This is a genomic window from Paenibacillus sp. SEL3, assembly GCF_054602585.1.
Genome location: NZ_CM137725.1, coordinates 2,046,460 through 2,068,827 on the forward strand (window position 1 = coordinate 2,046,460; position 22,368 = coordinate 2,068,827).

At 44.5% G+C, this 22,368-nt stretch carries 19 protein-coding genes and 1 pseudogene; 2 read left to right on the forward strand and 18 right to left on the reverse strand.

Annotation, left to right across the window (positions count from 1 at the left end; translation table 11 throughout):
• Positions 1-32: 32 nt before the first annotated feature.
• The 14 genes and pseudogenes from yunB to ACYCS5_RS09675 all read right to left on the reverse strand — a co-directional run bounded on the left by yunB (position 33) and on the right by ACYCS5_RS09675 (position 15,931).
• Complete coding sequence (gene yunB, locus ACYCS5_RS09610; protein ID WP_165148474.1) at positions 33-842, reverse strand: sporulation protein YunB; 810 nt, start codon at positions 840-842, stop codon at positions 33-35.
• A 126-nt stretch (positions 843-968) separates the two neighbouring features.
• A complete protein-coding gene (locus tag ACYCS5_RS09615; protein WP_165148471.1) occupies positions 969-1,901 on the reverse strand; it encodes an aldo/keto reductase in 933 nt (310 codons plus the stop codon).
• 89 nt (positions 1,902-1,990) lie between these two features.
• A complete protein-coding gene (locus tag ACYCS5_RS09620; protein WP_318628419.1) occupies positions 1,991-2,680 on the reverse strand; it encodes a DNA alkylation repair protein in 690 nt (229 codons plus the stop codon).
• Positions 2,681-2,699: 19 nt separating this feature from the next.
• Complete coding sequence (locus ACYCS5_RS09625; RefSeq protein ID WP_459760980.1) at positions 2,700-3,317, reverse strand: DNA-3-methyladenine glycosylase family protein; 618 nt, start codon at positions 3,315-3,317, stop codon at positions 2,700-2,702.
• A gap of 63 nt (positions 3,318-3,380) precedes the next feature.
• Positions 3,381-4,196: an SPL family radical SAM protein gene (locus ACYCS5_RS09630; protein ID WP_165148462.1), complete on the reverse strand. Its 816-nt coding sequence runs from the start codon at positions 4,194-4,196 to the stop codon at positions 3,381-3,383.
• A complete protein-coding gene (locus tag ACYCS5_RS09635; RefSeq protein WP_029518188.1) occupies positions 4,186-4,728 on the reverse strand; it encodes a methylated-DNA--[protein]-cysteine S-methyltransferase in 543 nt (180 codons plus the stop codon). The genes ACYCS5_RS09630 and ACYCS5_RS09635 overlap by 11 nt, the downstream gene beginning before the upstream one ends.
• 16 nt (positions 4,729-4,744) lie before the next feature.
• Entirely contained in the window at positions 4,745-5,314 is a 570-nt protein-coding gene (locus tag ACYCS5_RS09640) for a bifunctional transcriptional activator/DNA repair enzyme AdaA (RefSeq protein WP_039272725.1), read from the reverse strand.
• 190 nt (positions 5,315-5,504) lie between these two features.
• Positions 5,505-6,989 carry an alanine/glycine:cation symporter family protein gene (locus ACYCS5_RS09645; RefSeq protein WP_459760981.1) on the reverse strand — a complete coding sequence of 495 codons (1,485 nt, stop codon included), beginning with the start codon at positions 6,987-6,989 and terminating at the stop codon, positions 5,505-5,507.
• Positions 6,990-7,210: 221 nt separating this feature from the next.
• Entirely contained in the window at positions 7,211-9,100 is a 1,890-nt protein-coding gene (locus ACYCS5_RS09650; protein WP_459760982.1) for a beta-glucoside-specific PTS transporter subunit IIABC, read from the reverse strand.
• Positions 9,101-9,350: 250 nt separating this feature from the next.
• Positions 9,351-10,181 (reverse strand): BglG family transcription antiterminator LicT, encoded by an 831-nt coding sequence (licT, locus tag ACYCS5_RS09655; protein ID WP_029518185.1) that lies wholly within the window; start codon positions 10,179-10,181, stop codon positions 9,351-9,353.
• A gap of 275 nt (positions 10,182-10,456) precedes the next feature.
• Complete coding sequence (locus ACYCS5_RS09660; protein ID WP_069012595.1) at positions 10,457-11,896, reverse strand: 6-phospho-beta-glucosidase; 1,440 nt, start codon at positions 11,894-11,896, stop codon at positions 10,457-10,459.
• Between the two features lie 830 nt (positions 11,897-12,726).
• A pseudogene (locus ACYCS5_RS09665) lies at positions 12,727-12,825 on the reverse strand (transposase); the annotation flags it as partial.
• Positions 12,826-13,836: 1,011 nt separating this feature from the next.
• Complete coding sequence (locus tag ACYCS5_RS09670) at positions 13,837-14,676, reverse strand: enoyl-CoA hydratase/isomerase family protein (RefSeq protein ID WP_459760983.1); 840 nt, start codon at positions 14,674-14,676, stop codon at positions 13,837-13,839.
• 28 nt (positions 14,677-14,704) lie between these two features.
• On the reverse strand, positions 14,705-15,931 hold the full coding sequence (locus ACYCS5_RS09675) for a M20 metallopeptidase family protein (protein WP_340887109.1): 1,227 nt from the start codon (positions 15,929-15,931) through the stop codon (positions 14,705-14,707).
• 224 nt (positions 15,932-16,155) lie between these two features.
• Between ACYCS5_RS09675 and ACYCS5_RS09680 the strand changes: the two genes are divergently transcribed.
• Positions 16,156-17,469: a hypothetical protein gene (locus ACYCS5_RS09680; protein ID WP_029518181.1), complete on the forward strand. Its 1,314-nt coding sequence runs from the start codon at positions 16,156-16,158 to the stop codon at positions 17,467-17,469.
• A 173-nt stretch (positions 17,470-17,642) separates the two neighbouring features.
• On the opposite strand, the gene ACYCS5_RS09685 is transcribed toward ACYCS5_RS09680, so the two are convergent.
• The 3 genes from ACYCS5_RS09685 to ACYCS5_RS09695 form a co-directional block, all read right to left on the reverse strand.
• A complete protein-coding gene (locus tag ACYCS5_RS09685) occupies positions 17,643-18,122 on the reverse strand; it encodes a DinB family protein (RefSeq protein ID WP_340886364.1) in 480 nt (159 codons plus the stop codon).
• A gap of 290 nt (positions 18,123-18,412) precedes the next feature.
• On the reverse strand, positions 18,413-19,201 hold the full coding sequence (locus ACYCS5_RS09690; RefSeq protein WP_459760984.1) for a TrmH family RNA methyltransferase: 789 nt from the start codon (positions 19,199-19,201) through the stop codon (positions 18,413-18,415).
• A gap of 83 nt (positions 19,202-19,284) precedes the next feature.
• A complete protein-coding gene (locus ACYCS5_RS09695; protein WP_459760985.1) occupies positions 19,285-19,947 on the reverse strand; it encodes a potassium channel family protein in 663 nt (220 codons plus the stop codon).
• 163 nt (positions 19,948-20,110) lie between these two features.
• Between ACYCS5_RS09695 and ACYCS5_RS09700 the strand changes: the two genes are divergently transcribed.
• Positions 20,111-20,344, forward strand: coding sequence for a small acid-soluble spore protein SspI (locus tag ACYCS5_RS09700; RefSeq protein WP_016819939.1), 234 nt, complete (start codon positions 20,111-20,113; stop codon positions 20,342-20,344).
• A gap of 151 nt (positions 20,345-20,495) precedes the next feature.
• Here ACYCS5_RS09700 and ACYCS5_RS09705 read toward each other — a convergent pair whose 3' ends face one another.
• Positions 20,496-22,076, reverse strand: coding sequence for a peptide chain release factor 3 (locus ACYCS5_RS09705; RefSeq protein WP_029518174.1), 1,581 nt, complete (start codon positions 22,074-22,076; stop codon positions 20,496-20,498).
• Between the last annotated feature and the right edge of the window lie 292 nt (positions 22,077-22,368).

Sequence of the window (22,368 nt, forward strand, 5' to 3'; positions counted from 1 at the left end):
TTCCAGAGCAACTCACGTCACTCCATTCTGCTCTATGGCGTTGGGGGCTGACTAGAGGAGTTTGGGTCTTCCTGTACCTCTGGAACACTTACTATGCTGGAATCTATAGCGCCGCTACTCTCTATGGAATGGGGAGGCAACGCCAACTGCGGAGCGGCTGCACCATTTTTACCTACTGGTTTTCCCTGATTGTCATAGTAGTACATCGGAACGTTGCCCACCACCAGCAAATAAGAAACGGGGATTTCCGTCTCCACAATCTGAGGTTGCATCTCAAACGGTATAACCACAGACACTTCCGTCGTAATCCGAATATACACTTCAACCAAGATCATGTTTATGCCCGCATCCTGTTGCCGCGTATTTAAATCCACCTTGATCGCTCCATGCGGCTCCACCTTTAGAGGAATCTTGGGGCCATAAGCTGCCAACAATGGACTGCCCAATGCCTGACCAATCGGAACGCTCTCATCAAAATGGCTCATGCTGTCCATCGTTGCCTTAACTGCTTTGAGCGTGTCTGACGTAATTTTCATATGCTCTGCATAATTCAGAACAAAGCCGGAGGTTCTTCCTTGTGCATCCGTTCTCCATTCGATCAAATTATCAGCTGTCTTCCCCTGCTCTACCTGTGCTGTAATTGCTGAATTAATAGCCTCCGTCGCCATTTGTTTGACCCGCACTTTTGCCAGATGCATCATAGGCGGCTTCAAATGCTGCTCCACATAAGCAGCCACCTGTATGATTCCTACCAGCAGCGCCAGTACCACAATCAAAAATACTCTACGTCTGCCGCGTCGCCTTCTGTTGGGCGCGCTGTGCCATTGCGGTCTTCTCATCATCCGATCCCCCCGCAGCGTTGAACTTACCCTACAAGGATATGCAAGGAAGGGACGAAAAAGAAGCCGCCCGTCCGGCAGCTCCTCTAGATGGAACAAATATATAATTGCAAATATAAGGTGCACTCATTATTTGAAAATATGGTCAATCTTTTCGATATCAGCCTGACTCAATTGGACATTTAGCGTCTTCAGATTCGCCAGCACCTGCTCCGGCCCCTTCGCCCCTGGAATGAGGGCATCAATCGAATCGCGGGTCAAATACCATGCGAGCACTACGTGAGCAACCTCTGCATTCAACGCATTGGCAATCTCCCGTACCTGCTCCACTTTGTCCAAATTAAGAGCAAATGTATCTCCCTGAAACAGTGGATTATTCGCTCTAATGTCCGTGAAGGTCATGTCTTTCGTATACTTACCACCCAGCAATCCTGAAGCTAGCGGGAAATAAGGCACAAACGAAATGCCATTTTCCTTAGTATAAGGCAGCAGATCCTTCTCAGCTTCCCGTTGAAACAAATTATATTGGGATTGGAGCACATCTACATAACCGTCGCTATTCGCATCCTTAAGTTGTTCAATGGAAAAGTTAGATACGCCAATAGCCTTGATTTTGCCTTCGTCCTTAAGCTTCTTCAGTTCTCCGACTGCTTCTGCCTTCGGCGTAGCTTCATCGGGGAAATGGATATAGAACAGATCGATATAATCGGTCTGCAATCTTTTCAGACTAGATTCGACGGATTCTCGTAAAAAAGCAGGCGAGTTGTCAAAAACAATCTCTCCGTTCACAAATTTGTGTGCACCCTTCGTGGCAATAACAGCTTTATCACGCTGACCACGCTCTTTCAATACCTCACCAATTAATCGTTCCGAGTGCTCAGGTCCATAAATAAAAGCCGTATCCAGAAAGTTGATGCCATTGTCCAAAGCTGTGCGAACGACTTCTTTGCCCGTTTCATTGTTCAAATCGGAAAAGAGATTATGTCCTCCCACCTTATTTGCACCCAAACCGATTGGTTTTACATATAAATCTGTTTTACCAAGACGCACTTGCTCTGCCAATTCACGTCATCTCCTTTTCGAAAGTTACTTCCATTTTATTATTAAATTCCAAAAAAGGCAAAGTGCGTACCTGGCTGCTGAGCCCCATCCTATTTTCTTTTTCGCTTCATACTACGAATGGTCGTTTTCGTTGCCTGATCCACCCGGTATGATTCTGTAATTTTCTGCAGAGCTTTATTGAAAGTAAAATCATCCAATGTATTATGACTTAAATACGCCATCGTTGCCTCAGGCAGCTTGATATAACAGATCGATATCGCCCATGCTACCGCCATTTGTACATAATAATCCTCACGATGGGTCTGATCTAGCAGAGCAAACACCCGGTTCATATACTGTTCCTCAATATAAAAATTCAGAAGCATAACTACACCAAACCGAATTTCATATTCTTTCTTGGAGAGCAAGTAGGGTTGAATAAACTCCCACACCCGTTCTTTATGATGTTTGGTGATTTTCAATCCGGCACAGAAACTATCACATACGGACCAATTATCAATTTTAGGAACAAACTTGGCGGTATAACTCAAAACTTCCTCTATATCAGTTTTTACAGAACCAATCACCATGCCTTGCAGCATGACTTCTTCGAAGTGATCACTTTCAGCAGTCTCCAGATAGAGACGCCAATCCCCTTTGGCGATATTTTGAGCTAGCTTACGCAGCATTGGCAGACGTACACCCAGCACATTATTAATCGTCGGAAGCAATGCAGCCGTGAATTTCTGAAAATCCGCATCCACATATGACAGTATTTGTTCTCTGATTGTTTTCTCCATCGTTTCCACTCCCTGATTTTTAACGAAATGAAATACTCCACAAATAAATGGAGGCCACCGAACCATAAGGCGAATAGACTCGGCGGTACTCCTCGAATTGCTGCTTGGTCAATGTATCCAGATGGTACAACTTCATCATTCCCCGTCGAATAGCCATATCACCCCAACTGACGACATCTGGACGCTCCATGCAATTCATCAGCATCATTTCAGCCGTCCAAGGTCCTATCCCTTGCAGCGAGGACAATTTCTCGATCACCTGTGCATCGGAAAGCTCATATAATTTCTGTAAATCCAACAGGCCCTGCTCGATCGACTGGGCTATATTAAGGATACATGTGGCCTTTTTCATGGTGATGCCACAGCTTTGAATATCTAAAGCCGTCTGAACAGCTATATTTTGTGGAATGATCACGCCTAACTTCTCCTGCATCCTTGCCCATATGGTCTGAACCGCCTTGGCCGATATAAGCTGTCCCACAATTGCATGAACGAGCGCCGCAAACAGGTCAGGAATGATCACCCGTTCTACCTTGCCCATTTGCGTCATCGCTGCACCAAGTACGGTGTCTACGTTTTTTAGATAATTGATTTCCTTGTCCCCATAATCAAAGTTTTTGGTCATTACGGTTTGCATTCGTTCTCCCGCTGCCCCCTTATATGGTTCACTCTTGGTTCAATGGCATAGACTTCTGTTCCATCAAGGTTCGAATCCTTCTTTGCTCACGTAGAGCTGTTCTTTCGGGAAAACATGGAGAAAACGTTCATAAACCGTCTTATAGGCAGCAGGATGATACCATTCTTCCAGCCCCAATGACTCGTACAGCGCACCTATTTTTAAGCTACGCGTTCGTCTCCCCCCACTGCCATCTCCCATAAAATAATCATCAATACAGACACGGTTGACCAGAGGCACGAGCTTGTCTGCAAAATGTTCACTGCTTGGAAGCATCGGAGCAATCGTAGCTTGCGTCGGTACACCTGCCTCCTTTAAGAGATGCAGCGTTTGGAGACGAGCCTGGATGGGAGGAGCTTCCGGGGTAAAATGTTTGCGTATATCTTCTCGATCTGTTTCTACAGTCATACTTACACGAACACGATCCCCCAATCGGAGCAGTAAATCGGTATCCCGCCGTACCAGTGGACTGCGCGTCTGTAAAAAGAGAAAATCTGGTGGCTCATCCACCATCACCTCCAGCAGAGACCGGGTCACCTCTTCCTTGTACTCAGCAGGCTGATAAGGATCTGTGCTTGACGACATGAAAATCGTGACTTTACCTTTGGATTTGGCTCTACGAAGTTCCTTGCGAAGAATATCTGCCGCCTGATTTTTAATATCAACCCATGTCCCCCACGCTTCCTTCCGAAATGTGGAGACTGGCAATTGGCGTACATAGCAATACGAGCAACCAAAGGTACAACCTGTATACGGGTTCAACGAGTGTGTATACCCTGACAAGAAGCCGGTCCCTTTATTCAGAAGTGTCTTTGGGGATTTGTAATACTCATTTTTCATACTGAACCAACGCCACTCTTTCCTTTTCGAGCTGCAAAAGCTTAACCTTCATGTCCAAACCACCACGATATCCGGTCATAGCTCCATTTTTACCAATGACCCGATGACAAGGGACCGTAACCAAAATCGGATTAGCACCGATGGCGGCCCCCACCGCACGAACAGAGGCTGGTTTTTGAATAGCGTTGGCAATATCTGAATAGGATAGTGTTTCCCCATACGGAATATCACACAACGCATTCCAAACCGCCAGCTGGAATGCAGTCCCCTGAAAGTCAAAGGGCAATGTAAATTGGGTGCGCTCCCCTTGGAAATATTCAATCAGCTCCTTGGCATAGGGCTGTAAAGCGGCATCCTCTTCAACTAAAGGGCTACCGGGAAATCGACTTCCTGCCCATGAAAACAATTCCTCTACAGGATGATTGGGCGAGCCCACATAACATAATCCTTCCGATGTAGCTGCAATATATAAATTCCAATCCTCATGTGTCAACAATGACCAATAGATCGTTTTATTTATTTGATGTGCCATGCTGTGTACCTCCATTTTATGTTGCTTTCGATTTGAGTTGGCGATATTGCAATGGGGTGTAGCCTGTATTCTTTTTAAATAACGTAATAAAGTAAGGTGCATTGGACAGACCTACGTTCTCCCCCACTTCCGCAACAGATATATCTGAGCAGATGAGCAGCTCCTTCGCTTGTTCCAACCTGGTCTGCTGTATATATTCCATCGGGGTTAGATGCATGACCCGCTTGAAGGTACGATGTAAATGATACGGACTTCCATGACTTATCTCAGCTAGGATGTGCAATGTTAAGTCCTTCATATAGTTAGAATTCACGTATTCTGTAACCCGTGCGATCCATTCATGATCAGGCAATCGTTGTCCTGTCGGTTTACACCTTTTGCATGGACGGAAATGCTCAGCCAATGCCTGTTCCGCTGTTTTAAATATACGGATGTTCTCTCTTTTGGGAGGTCTGGATTTGCAGGAGGGGCGACAAAATATTCCCGTTGTCTTCACAGCGTACAAAAATATCCCGTCATAAGACTTGTCGTTTTCTACGATAGCTCTCCACTTGTCGTCAGTTATGGATAAATCGGATGTACTCATTCAAATCCCCTCTCTGATGCAAATGTGGCTCCCCACATACCATGGCAGGATTATTCAAAATCCCTCTGTCTAAATTATAAACTAAATAGTGAACATATGTACCCTTCTTGGAATGTAAAGGCAAGATAACGAAAAAAAGATGACTCCCCGCGGAGCCACCTTTGATCTTACTTATCTATCTTATTTAGGCTTAAAGCTTGCTCGGTTTAGCGGTGATCGTCAACTCATCTGAAAGAGGCTGATATTCCTTTGACCAGTACTCGGTATTTGAAATACCTGCCTTCTCCGGGTCAAACACCGGGTCAAGCCCTTGCCTCCGCTGCTGTTCGTAATCCTTAAGCACCAGAAGAGCAGGCTTGGCCAACAGAATCATAGCAATCAGATTCACCCAAAGCATAATGCCGACACCCATATCCCCCAGTGTCCACGCCAGAGCCGATTCCTTGACGACCGTTCCATAGAACGTCGAACCCAGAATAACCAGCTTTAACAGGAACATAGGCCATTTGGCTTTACGATCGGCAATCAGGTAGGCCATATTCGTTTCAGCGATATAATAATAGGCGATAATGGTGGTAAAGGCGAAAAAGAACAATGTAATGGACAAAAGACTCGACCCAAAACCCGGAAATACCGATTCGATGGCAGCCTGTGTATATTGAGTTCCTTCTTCAACACCCGGAAGATGCTGCACAATATAGCCCCCACCTGGTCCCTTCACATTGTACATCCCTGTAAACAAGACCATGAAAGCCGTAGACGTACAGACTAAAAAGGTATCTACATATACAGAAAATGCTTGAACCAGTCCTTGCTTTGCGGGATGAGACACTTCTGCGGCGGCGGCTGGATGGGCACCAGAGCCTTGTCCTGCTTCATTCGAATAAATGCCTCGTTTTACCCCCCAGGCAATGGCTGTCCCTGCTATACCACCGAACACTGAATCGATACCGAAGGCACTGCGAAAAATAAGGGCAAATACATCGGGAAGCGCAGTAATGTTCGTCATCATAATATAGAAAGAGACAAGGATGTAGCCAAGTGCCATAAAGGGTATGACTACCTGTGCCACATTGGCAATTCTTTTTACACCACCAAATATGATAAGCGCCAGCAACACGACAACTACTATCCCGGAAACCTTCATATCCATACCAAACGAACTATGAAAAGCTACCGCAATCGAATTCGATTGAGTTCCCGGCAACAGTAAACACATAGCGACCAACGCTACAACTGCGAAAATAACCGCAAACCATTTTAAGCCTGTCCCTTTTTCAATATAAAAGGCTGGACCGCCCCGGTACTGACCATCGCGCTTTACCTTATATACCTGAGCCAGTGTGGATTCCACAAACGCAGTAGCTGATCCGATAAAAGCCATGATCCACATCCAAAATATCGCCCCGGGTCCACCCATACCGACTGCCAATGCAATCCCCGCAATATTTCCCGTCCCTACACGCCCTGATAAAGCCATCGTAAAGGCCTGAAAGGAGGATACACCTGCCTCGGAACTTTTCCCTTTAAATACGAGACGAATCATCTCTTTGAAATGCCTGATTTGTAGGAATCGAGTCATGATCGAAAATAATAGCCCCACGCCCAAACAGATATATACCACAGGATTGCTCCAAATGACGCCGTTTACTGCCTCTGCCCACTGCTCTAACATTCCTTGTATTTCCCCCTGATCAATCAATTAATTTTCTTATCTATGTTTTCAGAAAATTTGCATAATTACAAAAAAATTATAGATTAGTTTTTACCCCCATACAAGTTAATTTAATTGACATATTGTCAATTACAAGTGGGCTTACCAGCTACATAAAATGACGACAAAAAAGCTCTGATGATCCGGGAATATGGATCATCAGAGCCTTGTCCTTAAGACATTTAGGCAATGCTTTCTTTCTCATTCAGAGCGCTAGACAGTTTCAACAGCGGGGCCTGCTCCGTTACCTCTCCTTGAGCGATTGGAAGGACTTCAGTATATTCGGAAGAATTCGTAATGATAACTGGCGTAATCGTAGGATAACCCTCTGCCCTGATTTGCTCAACATCAAACTCAAGCAGTAGGTCCCCAGCTTTCACCTGATCGCCTTCTTTGATATGGGACGTAAAATGTTTACCGTCCAGCTTGACCGTATCTACTCCGACGTGAATCAGAACTTCTGCGCCATGATGCGAAACAACTGCAAGCGCATGTTTTTTCTTGAACGCCACGGTGATGGTTCCATCGAACGGGGCTACGACTCTGCCCGTTGTCGGTTGGATGGCGATACCTTTACCCATAGCTTCCGAAGCAAATGCTGGATCGGGAACCTCCGACAGAGCGACCACCGTTCCTTCAATCGGGCTTAGTACCTCTTCATTAGAAACTGCAACTGTAGATGTCGATTCTTTAGCCGAATTGTTAGTAGTTTCCTCTTCTTCAACTGGATCTTCAAAACCTAAAATATAAGTCAAGATGGCCGACACCAGGAATGAAACGGTAATCCCTAAAATCAATCCCGGGAAGCCTTGTCCACCAGGACCGTAAAAGATCGGCAAGGTCAGCAAGCCAGGTGCGCCAGAGGCAAATGCTTGCGTCCCAGCTTGGCCAATAATGGCACCACCGACAGCACCGCCGATAACACCGGCAATAAACGGGCGCTTCAGCGGCAGCGTAACCCCATAGACCGCTGGCTCTGTGATTCCGAACAACGCAGTAAGTGTAGCAGAACCTGCTAGCGTTTTCAGCTTTTTATTTTTCGTTTTCAGCATGACACCAAACGCTGCGCCGGTTTGAGCAAAGATGGAAGCCGCAGCGGAAGGCTTGATCCCGTCTCTGCCATTAACAGCAATATTATTAATGAATACAGGTACAAGACCCCAGTGAACACCGAAAATAACGAGCAACTGCCAGCAAGCACCAAGAATTGCTCCAGCCAGCAGCGGACTAAAGCTGAACGCAGCAACGAGCGCGGTAGCGATTGCGTTGCCCACATACACCCCAACTGGACCAAAAACCATCAGGGTCAGAGGAAGCATAATTACAAGTAGAATCAAAGGTGTAATAAAGTTTTTGACACTCTCATGGATCACGCGATTGCACCATTTTTCCAGCTTACTCATGACGATAACGGCTAAAATAATCGGAATAACGGTAGATGAATAACTCATCATCACAATAGGAATACCGAAAAAGTCTGTAGGTGTACCTTCTGTTTTCAACGTGACAATGGTCGGGTAAAGCAGCCCTCCGGCGATGGTCAGAGCAACGAAGATATTACCTCCAAATTTCCGTGCCGTTGTAACCGCTAACAAGAGCGGCAGGAAATAAAACAAGCTGTCAGCCGCAGCATACAAAATCATATAGGTAGTGTCTTTCGGAACCAACCAGCCGAGGTTACTCGCAATCAGCAGTAGACCTTTCAAAATACCGGACCCCGCCATAACTCCGAGCAACGGTGCAAAAATACTGGAAATTACGTCGATTACAGCGCCAAACCCTTTCTTGCCTTTAGCTGAATGATCTTCTTTTCCAGTTTCATTTAAAATGTTGGATACTTGGCCGATGGCATTATACACTTCTGGTACTTTGTTGCCGACCACAACCTGGAACTGGCCACCGCTCTGCTTGACCGTAATAATTCCATCAGTTTTCTCCAGCTTTGCCTTGTCTGCTTTCGCCTCATCTTTTAGTACAAAACGCAGGCGCGTGGCGCAGTGTACGAGCGATACTACATTTTTTTCGCCGCCTACCAGGTGCACAATTTCTTTAGCCAGTTGTTCATAACTCATGATGGACACCTCCATGTTCTAAGGGGCTTTTTACCATATTTAGGCACACAAAAAACCTAAGCCTTGAAAAATGGTGGGCACTTGAGTCCCGCAATTTTTCATGACTTAGGTTTTGCCTGCATAACCAGTAACAATCCCAGTTAAAAATTATTAAATTCCTGTTACTCACATAATACATTTAATCTACCATATTTGTCAACAAAAACATTTTAAATATATTTTTGATTCTTTTTTACTAAAAAAGTTCAACTTATCTGTTCACCACTCGTTCAATATGCACAGTCAAATACAGCTTTTCTTCGTTCGTCAATTCGTGATTGTATTCTTTTTTTACAAAGGTTCCGATTTTCTCAGTACAAGCAGCTGCTTCCTTGTGCTTTTCCTTAATCATGTCATACAAATGGTCATAGTTATTTTCATAGTGATTTCCCTTAAATACGCGCTGGGCAAAAAATTTCAGATGCGTAATAAAGCGGAAATAACTCAAAGAATCCTCGTCAAAATCAACCTTAAAATGGTACTTTGCGATATTGATAATTTGCTGGATAAACTTCGTGATACTCATGGTTGTAATGACTTCCTCGTTCATTTCAGCATTCACGATGTGAAGGGCAATATAAGCTGCTTCATCTACAGGCAGTTCAATATCGAGCTTTTGTTTGATTTGTTCCAGCGTTTTCAGACCTATCGCAAATTCTTCTTTGTATAGCTGTTTGATTTCCCACAACAACGCGTTTTTGATTTCCAATCCTTCCCGGTATCTTTCAACAGCGAAATTGATATGATCGGTCAGCGAAACATAAATATTTTCGTTCAGCTTTCTATTCAGATTATGCTTGGCGTCATTTATGACTTCCTCTACAATCATGATCAAATCAAGCGGTACCTCACGTAACAGCATTTTAAAGTTATCGGACGTCTGTTTGTTTTTCAGAGCAAATACCTTCTGAATTCTGGTTTCGTCTACTTTGTCTCCAGGCTTTTTCTTAAAAGCAATCCCCCGCCCCATCACCACGAGTTCGGTACCGTCCGTCTGGTAGACGCTGATTACATTGTTGTTGATGACCTTTGCTATGTTCATCTTGATCCCCCGTTCCATATGCCAGCAAGAGCCACACTTGCTCCATCCTATTTATTGTAAACAGAAAAAAACCGAAGCACGCCAAATAAACAAGACTGTAACATCTTCTTATTTGTGGCTTAGGTTTTGCCTGCTACGCAGTAACAATCCTAAAAATGATGGAATTGCGTCAAGTATAGCCCGAAGAGGAACGATTGTCAACGCTTTCAATGAAGAAACGAAGATCGGAAATCCCCGTGGGCCCGGGATGTCCGATCCTATTACTTGTGGTACGATTATTCGCCCAGATTTTCTCCGTCGGAATGAATTACGTTTTTGTACCAGTGGAAGCTTTTCTTTTTAATCCGTTTCAACGAACCTTCGCCTTCGTTGTCGCGGTCCACATAAATATAACCGTAACGTTTTTTCATCTCTCCTGAGGAAGCGCTGACAATGTCAATAGGTCCCCAACTTGTGTAACCGATAATTTCGACTCCGTCTTGAAGAGCCTCACCCATTTCGGCAATATGCCGCTTGAGATAGTCGATCCGGTAATCGTCGTTAACTTCTCCTTCAGGCGAAACCACATCATTGGCACCAAAACCGTTTTCCACTACGAACAGAGGCTTTTGGTAACGATCATGCAATTGGTTGGCTGTGATGCGAAATCCTTTGGGATCGATCGTCCAGCCCCATTCGGACTTATCCAAATATGGATTGGCTACGGAGCCGAATACATTACCACTGGTCATATTCTTGACGATTTCCGGGTCTGTGCTGGTCGTCCGGCTTGAATAATAGCTGAATCCGATATAGTCAACGGTGTGATCTTTCAGAATGGCTGCGTCGCCTGATTCCATCTCAATGTTTAATCCATGATCCTTAAAGAAGCGCTTCGCATAACCAGGATATTCGCCGCGTGACTGAACATCAATGAAGAAGTAGGACTCGCGGTCTTTTTCCATGCCCTGATATACATCTTCGGGATTACACGTATACGGATAGAAGCTGCCGGCAGCAAGCATACAGCCAATCTTCGCATCTGGGATAATCTCGTGACACGCTTTTACAGCCAGCGCACTTGCAACAAGCTGATGATGTGCAGCCTGGTACTGAATTTGTTTAACGTTTTCACCTTCTTGAAAAACAAGACCGGCGCCGAGAAACGGCAAATGGAGAAGCATGTTAATCTCGTTAAATGTCATCCAGTACTTCACTTTATCCTTATAGCGGGTGAATACTGTTTTGGCATAGGTTTCAAACAGACCTACCAGCTTCCGGCTCCGCCAGCTTCCATACTTCTCGACCAGATCCACTGGCACGTCAAAATGAGCGAGAGTAACGACTGGCTGAATGCCATGTTTATGCAACTCGTCGAACAAATCATCGTAGAATTGCAAACCTGCTTCATTAGGAGTAACGTCTTCTCCTGTTGGAAAAATACGAGCCCAGGCAATGGAAACACGCAGCGCCTTAAATCCCATTTCTGCAAATAGCGCGATATCCTCACGATAGTGATGATAGAAATCAATGGCTTGGTGGGAAGGATAGAATTCGCTTTCAAGTGGAGTCAGTGAAGGAACATTCCCTTTCATTATGCTTCTTCTCTTCTCTCCGGTAGGCAGCAGATCCACCAGACTCAATCCTTTACCGTCCTCCAAATAAGCACCCTCGGCCTGATTGGCAGCAAGAGCACCGCCCCATAAAAAGTCTTTAGGAAAAATATAACTGGACATAAACATTCTCCTTCCAAATGTGTAATAAAAGGGGTAGCGAAGGGTGACAGACAATAAAAAAAACCCAAACCAGCCTGTGTACACTTACAGTGTAAACAAGCCAATTCAGGTTATGCCCTATCGGTAACATCCCATGAAAAGGTTATACGTATTTGTTTGAAACTCTAACAAAGATTTGGGAACCTGTCAAATTCATTTGATAAATAACACGCAGCCCCTGTGGGTTATATCATACAACAGCATTAATTCAAATGCCTATTGGGTAATGAATTGAACCATGAAGGAAACCCCAGATAAACGACTTTACGAAAGATACCTGGCTGTTCGTCTTTGTCTGGAAGGGCACGTGTTTTCGAAGATCGCTGATCTACTCAGTCGCTATTTTAAGATATTTTGTTGCAAGAAATTTAGGAAATCCCTTTGCATAGAGCCAAGAGGAATAATTTTTTTGATTATCTTGAACCTCCAATGCTGTCCTTTAATGTTAAATGACCATATTGCAGAAGACAGATATATGGAATGATATTTTTGTTCTTGTAAATCAGCTACTTCAAATTCAACTTTCTGTACTACTTTAGTGGGAAATAGATTGAGGAAAAGGATAATAATTTTATCATTATTTAGGAGTAATATAGCTCGACTTGTCCAAGCCGAAAGGCTTTGAGGAGTTTGTTAATGAATATCATAATCAAATACCTTTCTATTTGGATGTTCAAATGAAATAACATTTTAAAGAGTATCTTCCGAAATATTCAAAACTCGAATTGTTTCCAGTTGTTAATCCGTTTCATAAACTGGCCGACATGAAGCTTAGTCTTATAAAACCTCTAAAAAAACACGTTATTCGCCACATTGGATTTAAGCCACAGCCATAGCCCCTCTACTGGATTTAGGTTGGGACTATAGGGCGGAAGAAAGACCAGGTGCAGGTGTAGATGTTCCTATCTCATTTGACAATATAATTAGTCTCATTTAATGTTATGAACCACATCTGGTGCCTCTTTTATCTGATATAACAAAGGAGGATAACCATTTCGAAATACCAGAACATCAGGCACATGTAACCAAAATTTTTTCTCTAATTTTTTTGTTTTATATGGGATGGGGACTTCAACGGGTTGAACATAGTAATATAATGTTGAAATATCCATCTCTAGAAAATAATAAAATAAACACTCATTCAATGAGTGGTACTCGACAGTACGCTTCATCTTTCTACTGTGAAAACTTCCGATGATGTGAGGCCTTTGCCAGCTGATTTTATTATCTACTCTCCGTTTTGGTGAGAATTCTTGGTCTTCTTGTAGCCAGTTTTTATTATTCTACATTATAGATTCCATGTAGAAAACCTCCCTTCCTGGTAATCAATATTACCAACCTCCAAAGCGTAAATCACTCGGCTATAATACAATGCTAAGTTTGACTTCTGGCCCACAGTCCGTTATCAGATACGGTTGCTCGACAAGAAACACCGTGCTGAAAATGCGGTTTTCCTCTTTAGGAATATATCCCCTTCTCCTTTCGGGTAACAAATTAATTAGCTGATCTAGTTTTTATCTTTTCATAAATAAAATTAAGAATAGAGATTTTCACATGTAACCTCTAAAAAAGCGACACTACATATTTTCTGCAGCGTCGTCTCGTTAGTGTTATTTTTAATTGTTGTTTCAAAGTGTCTTATGGCAGTTATTAACCACATATAGCTTGAATTAAAAACGTCCTCAGAATATCTAAAGTAATTTAACGATACGGATTCAATTCAGACAATAATCTTTCTTATCTTTTAATAATTCATGCCTTTTATTTTCTTATAGAGCACAGTGTAAATGTATCCGGTAGATATATTTTTAGCTTCGCGGTATTGATCAATTTCTGTCATGAAGAACAAGTCCTTGTACTTCTCCGAGTATTCTACGAATCGTGTAGGTCCCGCCATAGCTCTAATGAACTTCTTTGCCCATTAGACGTCCTTGCATTTTTTTCAGCCGCTCCAGAGCTCCTTCTTCATCAATGGCCATGTCGTACATTTGGTGGGCAAGCTGGAACCCTTGATCACTGACCAGGGCTTGTTTCCATGGACGGGATATAATGGAGTGGGACAGATGTCTCGTTGAACGCGGTGCCTGCATGATCATCTCCGCAAGCTCCCATGCGCGAGGAAGAAGCTTTTCCCGGGGCAGGACTTCACTAACGATGCCCAGGTCCAAGGCGGTTTGACCATTGATATTCTTGCCGGTGTATGCGTAATATGCTGCTTTCTTGAAACCGATCATGTTCTGCAGTGTGAGCAGCATTCCATCTCCGGGAGGTGTGCCTCCCAGATAATGAGGATCAAAAAAGTCCGCGTCTTCAGCACAAATGGTAATATCGCAGAGAGTTGCGAGTTCACAGTGCGTTCCCGGCCCGTTGATCGCCCCGATGGTGGGGATGTCAATGCAGAATATCAAATTTTCAAGCAGTCTCAGCGATTCATGATACTGTTCGAGCTTCTTTTGCTTCGGCCAGTCCATAAATTTTGTATTCCAGACCTCAGGGTCCCCTATTACCCATTTATCCCCTGTTCCTGAAATAATCATTACCTCGTTCTCAGGGTCGCGGCCAATATCTGACCATGCATGGGACCATGCCGTATGGGCTTCCCAAGAATGCTTGTACGGCCCTCCGTCGGTATGCAACCGTACTTCGATGATTCCGTCACGGCGGGTCATTAATAGAAATTCCTTGTATTTCTCCGAGTACTCTTCAAATTTGGTTGGTCCAATCATACGTCTCTCTGTCATTTCAATTCCTCCTGGTTTTGTTGAGATATTATCTATTACTTTCAAGCCAATCTCTGGCGAAAGCAGCGTAAGCCGCAGCCCCTTTGTACAGCACCTCATCCGAGAACATCGTCTTTGGATGATGCACAGGGTAACCATAGCCTTCCTCGGTATTGCCTGCGTTAAGAAATACTGAGGTACTTGGCACCGCTTGTGAGACAAATGCGAAGTCTTCCGATCCCATTAATTTCCCGCCGGGTATCAATTGGGTTATACCGATTAAGGAACTGGCGCCAAAAGTGTTTGCAATCGTAGTTCTCATTTGACGGTTAAGCCCGCTGTCCGTTTTCACCTCAGGACATCCCCTGGTATAGATCACATCCACCTTTGCCTGAAAAGTTTCTCCGATACCTGCAGAAATGTCGTGGATACGGGTTTCCATTTTGTCCCGCAATGCGGCGTTAAATGTGCGTACGCTTCCTTTCATTCTGGCCGTATCGGGAATCACGTTGTTTGTACTTCCGCCTTCCATCACGCCAATGGTAAGGACGGCACTCTCAACTGGCGGAATTTCACGGCTGAGAATACCCTGCAGCGCCAGATGAAGATGAGCAGCCACATTTAACGGATCGACCGCGGCACTCGGCATTGCTCCATGTGCACCCCTTCCGCGGATGATGATTTCGAACCAATCAGAGGAAGCTGAGATAGCTCCACCGGCCTCAGGCACTACAAATTGCCCGATAGGAATTGGCATTCCGGTCAACACATGAAGCATCATGGCTGCATCCACCTTAGGATTATCAAGAATCCCATTCTCAAGCATCATCTTTGCCCCGTGCAGAGTCTCTTCACCCGGCTGAAACATAAGCTTAACCGTCCCGCGAAGCTGCTCTTCGTTGGCCTTCAGGATCTCCGCAGCTCCGAGCAGCATGGAAGTATGCAAGTCATGACCGCATGCATGCATGTTTCCGTTCAACGACGCAAAAGAAAGCTCCGTTTCTTCTTGAATGGGCAGCCCATCCATATCCGCACGGATAAGGATCACCTTCCCGGCATGTTGTCCGCCGATCGTAACCATTAGACCTGACTCTCCTACGGGAGTAGGCTCAAGCCCCATCGACTCCAACACCTCTTTTACGTAGGCAGTTGTCCTCGGCAAACTTAAATCAAGTTCCGGAACCGCATGAAGATGATGCCTGTGCTTGACCAATTTGTCCTGCAGCTGGTGGGCCATACTCAAAAAATCTCCAGCTTCTTCAATCACAATAAACATCTCCCAAAGCACAAATTGAATGAACGTAAGAACAGAGTAAACATTCCCCCCTTCATATTTTAAGACTTTTTAAGAACGCTTTTATCGTACTTTTAAATCCATTCGCTGTCAAGAGAAAATAAGACATTTTAAGAACATTATTTTAGAGGCTGCCGGAACATTGAAATATCACATTTATTGTGATATAACTCTTTTGATTGAACTGTTTATGAAAGGAATCTATCATGAAAATCAAGCTGGGTATTATCACGCCTGAGACCCATATGGACTATTTCCGCGCCATTGAAGAAGAAATGCGGCCCTTATGTCAGTTCAGGTTTCTTACAATCAGTAACTTCCGGGAAACAACAGACATCTATCTCAAAAACTTAGATTCGGTGGATGGATTTGTGATCAGTGGCAGGATGCTTTACGAGTCAATCGATAAGGAATGCCTGGATGAAAAAGTACCTGTTCACATTTTGCAGGATGATGAAAACCTGCTTTACAGGGAACTTTTCCGGCTGCTGGTTACAGAACCTGGGCTTGATATATCCCGGATCTATGTGGATTATGCGTATATAATCAAGTCTTTCAGCGAATTCCAGCAATACCTGACTCATGAGGGAAAGCCCATTGACAGCGGTGATCTGCTCGAACGGGTGGAGACAATGCTGGAGAACCATATCACTCTATGGGAAGACAAGAAAATAGACTTGTCCATCACCGCGTTCGGCCACTTTGTTCCAGAACTCAAAAAGCACGGAGTCAGATATATCTTAATCCGGCCCACTTTGGAAAACGTTAAAGAGACCATAAGAGAGATCATCAACGAGATTACTATCCTCAAGCTTAAGAGTCAGAGGGCAGTTGTCGCATGCTTATCGACCAGAACGGCGGATCCGCTATCTGAAGAGCAGCTTCATGAGCTAAAGGTCCTTGTCGGCAGGTTTCTGCGCAGCGTGAATCTGGCAGACACGGCCCAAATTTCGGAAGGCTTTGTCAGACTATACACCACCTACGGAAATTTCATGAAAATCACCACTAACGCGCATAACTGCACCCTACTGGAGTATCTGGAAGAGCGCATAAGCGACAAGGTGAAGATCGGGTGGGGCTCGGGACATGAATATTTTCAAGCTAACATTAACGCCACCAAAGCTCACAGACAGGCGGAAGCCTTTACGGGCAGCTGCAGCTTTTTTATAAACGAGGATCAGAAGGTTATCGGCCCAATGCGGAGCATGAATGTCATACAGTTCTCTGAACAGGGGGACCCGGAAATCATCGCGTTAGCCAAAACTATCGGAATAAACAACATCAACTTGCAAAAAATCATGTCCTATGCAGAAATCATGAGAACAAATAAATTATCCTCTGAGGATGTTGCTGGCTGCCTGTCCATGACCGTCAGAGGTGCAAACCGTATCCTTAACAAAATTGAAGAAAGTAAATACGTACAAACGGTATTTGAAAAACGAGACAACAGTAAAGGGCGACCCAAAAAATACTACGAACTGTTGTTTCTTGACAAAGAAGGGCGCAAATTAAGCAGATGACACTCATTGTTACGCTTGCCATTTCGACTTTAAATTAATGGCAAAAAAGGCACATTTTCAAAACTGAAAACGTGCCTTTTTTTTTGAGCTTGATTTACCAAGCCAAATCACTTCCTGGCCGGACGACCAGCTCTGCATATGCTGCCCCCTCATCTGCGAACAGCCTAAAAACATTATTTAACTCGAATTTGTTTCTTTAACAACATGATTTGTCCGATATGATATGCATTATGAATACTTAAATTAGAAACAACTCCCCACCAAGGAGCATTAAAATATTCTGAAAGTTGTTTTGTGAGCTTTGATTCATCTGTTTCTTCTAAAATAACTCTCCAATTGCTAAATACATTCTCAAGTCTATTTAATGTTTCCTTCCAGCCTAAATCATTCAATTGATCTTGAGTCAAAGAAAATGTCTCATCATTGTTAATAGCATTATTTAATATAAATTCTCCTGCCTTAAAACGCTCAAGCCATGTTTCATTCCAATAAATAAGATGATTCACTATAGACCATATGGTTTGTTTATTGTCATTCTCAGTAACTGCTTCCGTTGCTGTTAGATCATCCAGTATATCCGCAAGAGGAATGAACCAACTCTTTTCGTTATAACATGCAGTTAATTGATCTATTAAAATTGATTTATAGGTCATCAAATGCTCCTCATCTCTTAATCGATTTAGGGTTCTTTCGGATAACGTTCCTATATTCACGACTCAGCGAATGCCGGACCCAGGACGAAAGTCCGCAGCATGAATATTATGTTAGATGTAACGGCCTACTTTGAATTACCTTCAGTCGTTCTTACAAAAAAAGAACACCAAGCCACTTCTACTTGGGTTTTCGGGGACTGACTGTCTCATTTAGATGGTATAAACAGTCTCATTCGATAATATAATTAGTCTCAATTGATGTTATAACCCACAGCCCCGTGTTCACTCTCTTAGTTTCGTTGTCTCATGGCCTCAAATAACAGCACCGTAGAAGCCATCGCCGCGTTCAGTGATTCCGCTTGCCCCTGCATCGGAATGAATATCGACTCATCCACCATGCGCGCGGTAGCATCAGAAATACCTTGGCCTTCGTTTCCGATCACAAGCCAAGTGGAAACACGCAAATCTATGGTATAGCATGACAAGCTCGCATCCAACGAGGTGCTGAGCAAGCGGGCACCTTTACTTTTGGCCTGCGGCAAAAGCTCCTCCAGACTGCCTTCAATCACCGGCAGGTGAAACAACGATCCCATCGTGGAGCGAATCGTTTTGGGATTGTACAGGTCGGCGCAGCCATGACCCAATATTACGCCTGCGGCTCCAGCAGCGTCCGCGCTGCGGATGATGGTGCCTACATTGCCGGGGTCCTGCACCCCGTCCAGCACCATTACCAGTGCATCCGGCTGCTCCAGCAATGCCGGGAATGCGCTGCGCTCCTCCTTACGCACGATGGCAAAGACCGACTGCGGCGTCTTCGTATCGGTGCATTTTGCAATGACCGCCGCTGACACGGGAACCCATTCCACCGGCTGGTCGACTGGATCCAGGCCATTCAGCTCGGCGGGAATGCCCTTGTCCAAATCATAGGCGACGGTTTCGACAGCCGCGTCCGAACGCAGCGCTTCCTGCACCAGATGAATACCCTCGACAATATATTTATGCTGCCGTGTGCGATGCTTTTTCTCCAGCAGTTGCGCCCACTCTTTTACACGCGCATTATTCGGTGAAATGATTTCCATTCGTTTAACCTTCCGTTTCTTTGTCCGTTTCAATAAAAATAAATAATGTATCACTTCACTTGTACTCGAACATCAAACCCTCATTAGGCTGCAAATGCCAGCTCCAGCTTGGTCAGATCATCCTTGTGGCCCACAATAACCAGTACATCACCCGGCTCCAGACGATCTTCGGCATAAGGTGAAATATTCATTTCCTGATTTCTGCGAATTGCCATCACATTGCAGCCGAAGCGTGCACGTATGTCTAGCTCCTTCAGGTTTTTGCCAATCATGGAATCGGCGGCTCGCATCTCCAAAATACTGTAGTCCTTGGACAGCTCGATATAATCCAAAATGTTGGGAGATGTCAAATGATGGGCTACCCGTAACCCCATATCCCGTTCAGGATAAACGACCTTATCTGCACCTATCTTTTGCAGCACTTTCCCATGCAGTTCATTTTGTGCCTTGACCACAAGAGCTGGTACGCCCATGTCCTTGAGAATCAATGTCGTCAGAATACTGGCCTGTATATCTTTACCAATCGCAACTACGATGACGTCAAAATTACGGATACCCAACGCTCGCAGCGCTTCCTCATCCGTCGAGTCGGCAGACACCGCATGCGTCACAGTATTCGACATTTCCTGTGTACGCTGCTCGTCCGAGTCAATAGCCAGCACATCAAAACCCATCTCACTCAGCGCACTGGCAACACTGGAACCAAAACGGCCCATACCAATGACCGCATACTGTTTTTTTGCCATTCCTTCTTTACCTCCCGATCACCATACTGTCCGTCATAGTATAGCATATCATGCTACAAACATAAATTTTGACATACTTATGCCAAATGCTTCTCCATGTATACTGGACAACAGCCCAAGCCATAATACATTCGATCACTACTACAACATACGGGAGGTACACATGCCCATCACAATGGATTTACGACAAGCAATTGTTCACAAAGTACACGGCAAATCAGAAGCTGATCTTACGGATATGATCATTGGGTCAGTGGACGGACCTGAGGCCGCTCTGCCTGGACTGGGTGTCATTCTTGAAATCGCTTGGAAGCATATGAGCCCAAACCAACAGCACGATTTCGTCCATTTGGCACATGAACAAATCGATAAAATCAAACCTGTACCCTTAACCTAGCTCTAGCTATTTAAGTTCTTGTTCCAATTTAATTGTGCTCATTATTTTACCCGTATTTGAAAATGAGAATAGTCCACTCGCATTCACATCGAGTGGACTATTCGTTGTATACATCAAATGACTGAGACCAAACTGTTCTGCTTACTCAATCTTATGGGGCCATTTCCAAAAACTTAGCTGTCGGATTTTTCTCCATAGCCGTACGCATGGCATACTCGTTTTCGAACAAGGCGACATAATTGCCCTTCTTATCCTTTACCAGCGTAGAGTTAATACGGAACTTGCTCGGGTCAATCTGCTCATCCACAATCCAACGTGCAAATTGGAATGGCATACGCTGAAGCTGTACATCAACCCCATACTCACCCTTCATGCGGTACTCAAATACTTCAAATTGCAGTTGGCCGACAACACCTAATAGCGTATCGTCAAAGCTTACCGTACGGAAAACCTGAATCATACCTTCCTCGGTCAACTGGTCAATACCCTTCAGATACTGTTTGTGCTTCAAGGCATTTTTCACCGTGACCTTGGCAAAAATCTCAGGCGAGAAGGTCGGCAGTTCATCAAACACAACCTCGCTACCTTGGCTGAGTGAATCACCAATACGGAAAATACCCGGGTCAAACAATCCTATAATATCGCCAGGAAAAGCCTCCTCGACAATATCACGGTCCTGTGCCAGGAACTGCTGTGGCTGAGACAGCTTAATCTCCTTGCCCATCCGTACATGCTTAACACTCATCCCGCGTTGAAATTTACCAGACACAATACGCAAAAATGCAATACGGTCACGGTGAGCCGGGTTCATGTTCGCCTGAATTTTAAATACATAGCCAGTAAACTTTTCGTTTGTTGGTTCAATTTCCCCAGCTGTACTACGGCGCGGCTCCGGTTTAGGAGCAAGCTGAAGGAAGTTTTCCAAAAATGTTTGTACACCAAAATTATTAATCGCACTGCCGAAGAATACCGGTGTTAATTCTCCGCGCTGTACTTTCTCCATGTCAAAAGGGTCACCCGCGACATCAAGCAACTCCAAGTCTTGGCATAATTGGTCATGCAAATATTCGCCCGCCATCTCACGAATGATCGGATCATTGTAATCTTCCACTTTTTGTACTTTAATCGTGGAATGGTCATCACCCTGAAACAGCTCGACCTGGTTTTTGACACGGTCATAGACACCGCACAGCTCGCGTCCTGTACCAATCGGCCAATTCATAGGCACCGAACGGATGCCAAGTACCTGCTCCAACTCCTCCATCAAATCAAAAGGACTGCGTCCCTCACGATCCAGTTTGTTAATGAAGGTGAAAATCGGAATTCCACGCTTCGCACAAACTTGAAACAGCTTAATCGTTTGCGCTTCCACACCTTTCGCTACGTCAATCAGCATGACTGCACTATCTGCTGCTGTTAATGTACGATACGTGTCTTCACTGAAATCCTGGTGACCTGGCGTGTCCAGAATGTTGATGCGGTGACCATTATAATCAAATTGCATCACTGAGGATGTTACAGAGATCCCCCGCTGTTTTTCAATCTCCATCCAGTCACTCGTGGCGTGTTTGCTTGCTTTACGCGCTTTAACTGAACCAGCAAGACGAATCGCGCCCCCGAACAGCAGCAGCTTTTCCGTTAGTGTCGTTTTACCCGCATCCGGGTGAGAAATAATCGCAAACGTACGCCGTTTGTCGACTTCCTGTTGAAGTATATCTGTTGTTTTACTCATTTCACATATCCCTTCATGATCAAATCCATTGCATTCCTGCTCAAGCTATTCATAAAAAGGCCATGATGCACGCCTGTTTTCATAAAATCATCGGCTCTATCGGCTCATTGCCGTTAGCCCCATTATTCGGCGTACCCCGTTACCATATTCATTATAAATACGATCTATTTACATGTTTTAGCCTGCCTTTAACTTATAATCAGTTGCAAACTGAAAACCTGAGACTAAGCTATTATAGCACACTCCGAACGCAAAGCATCCCCTTACGTCCTAAACAGGACATAGGGGGATG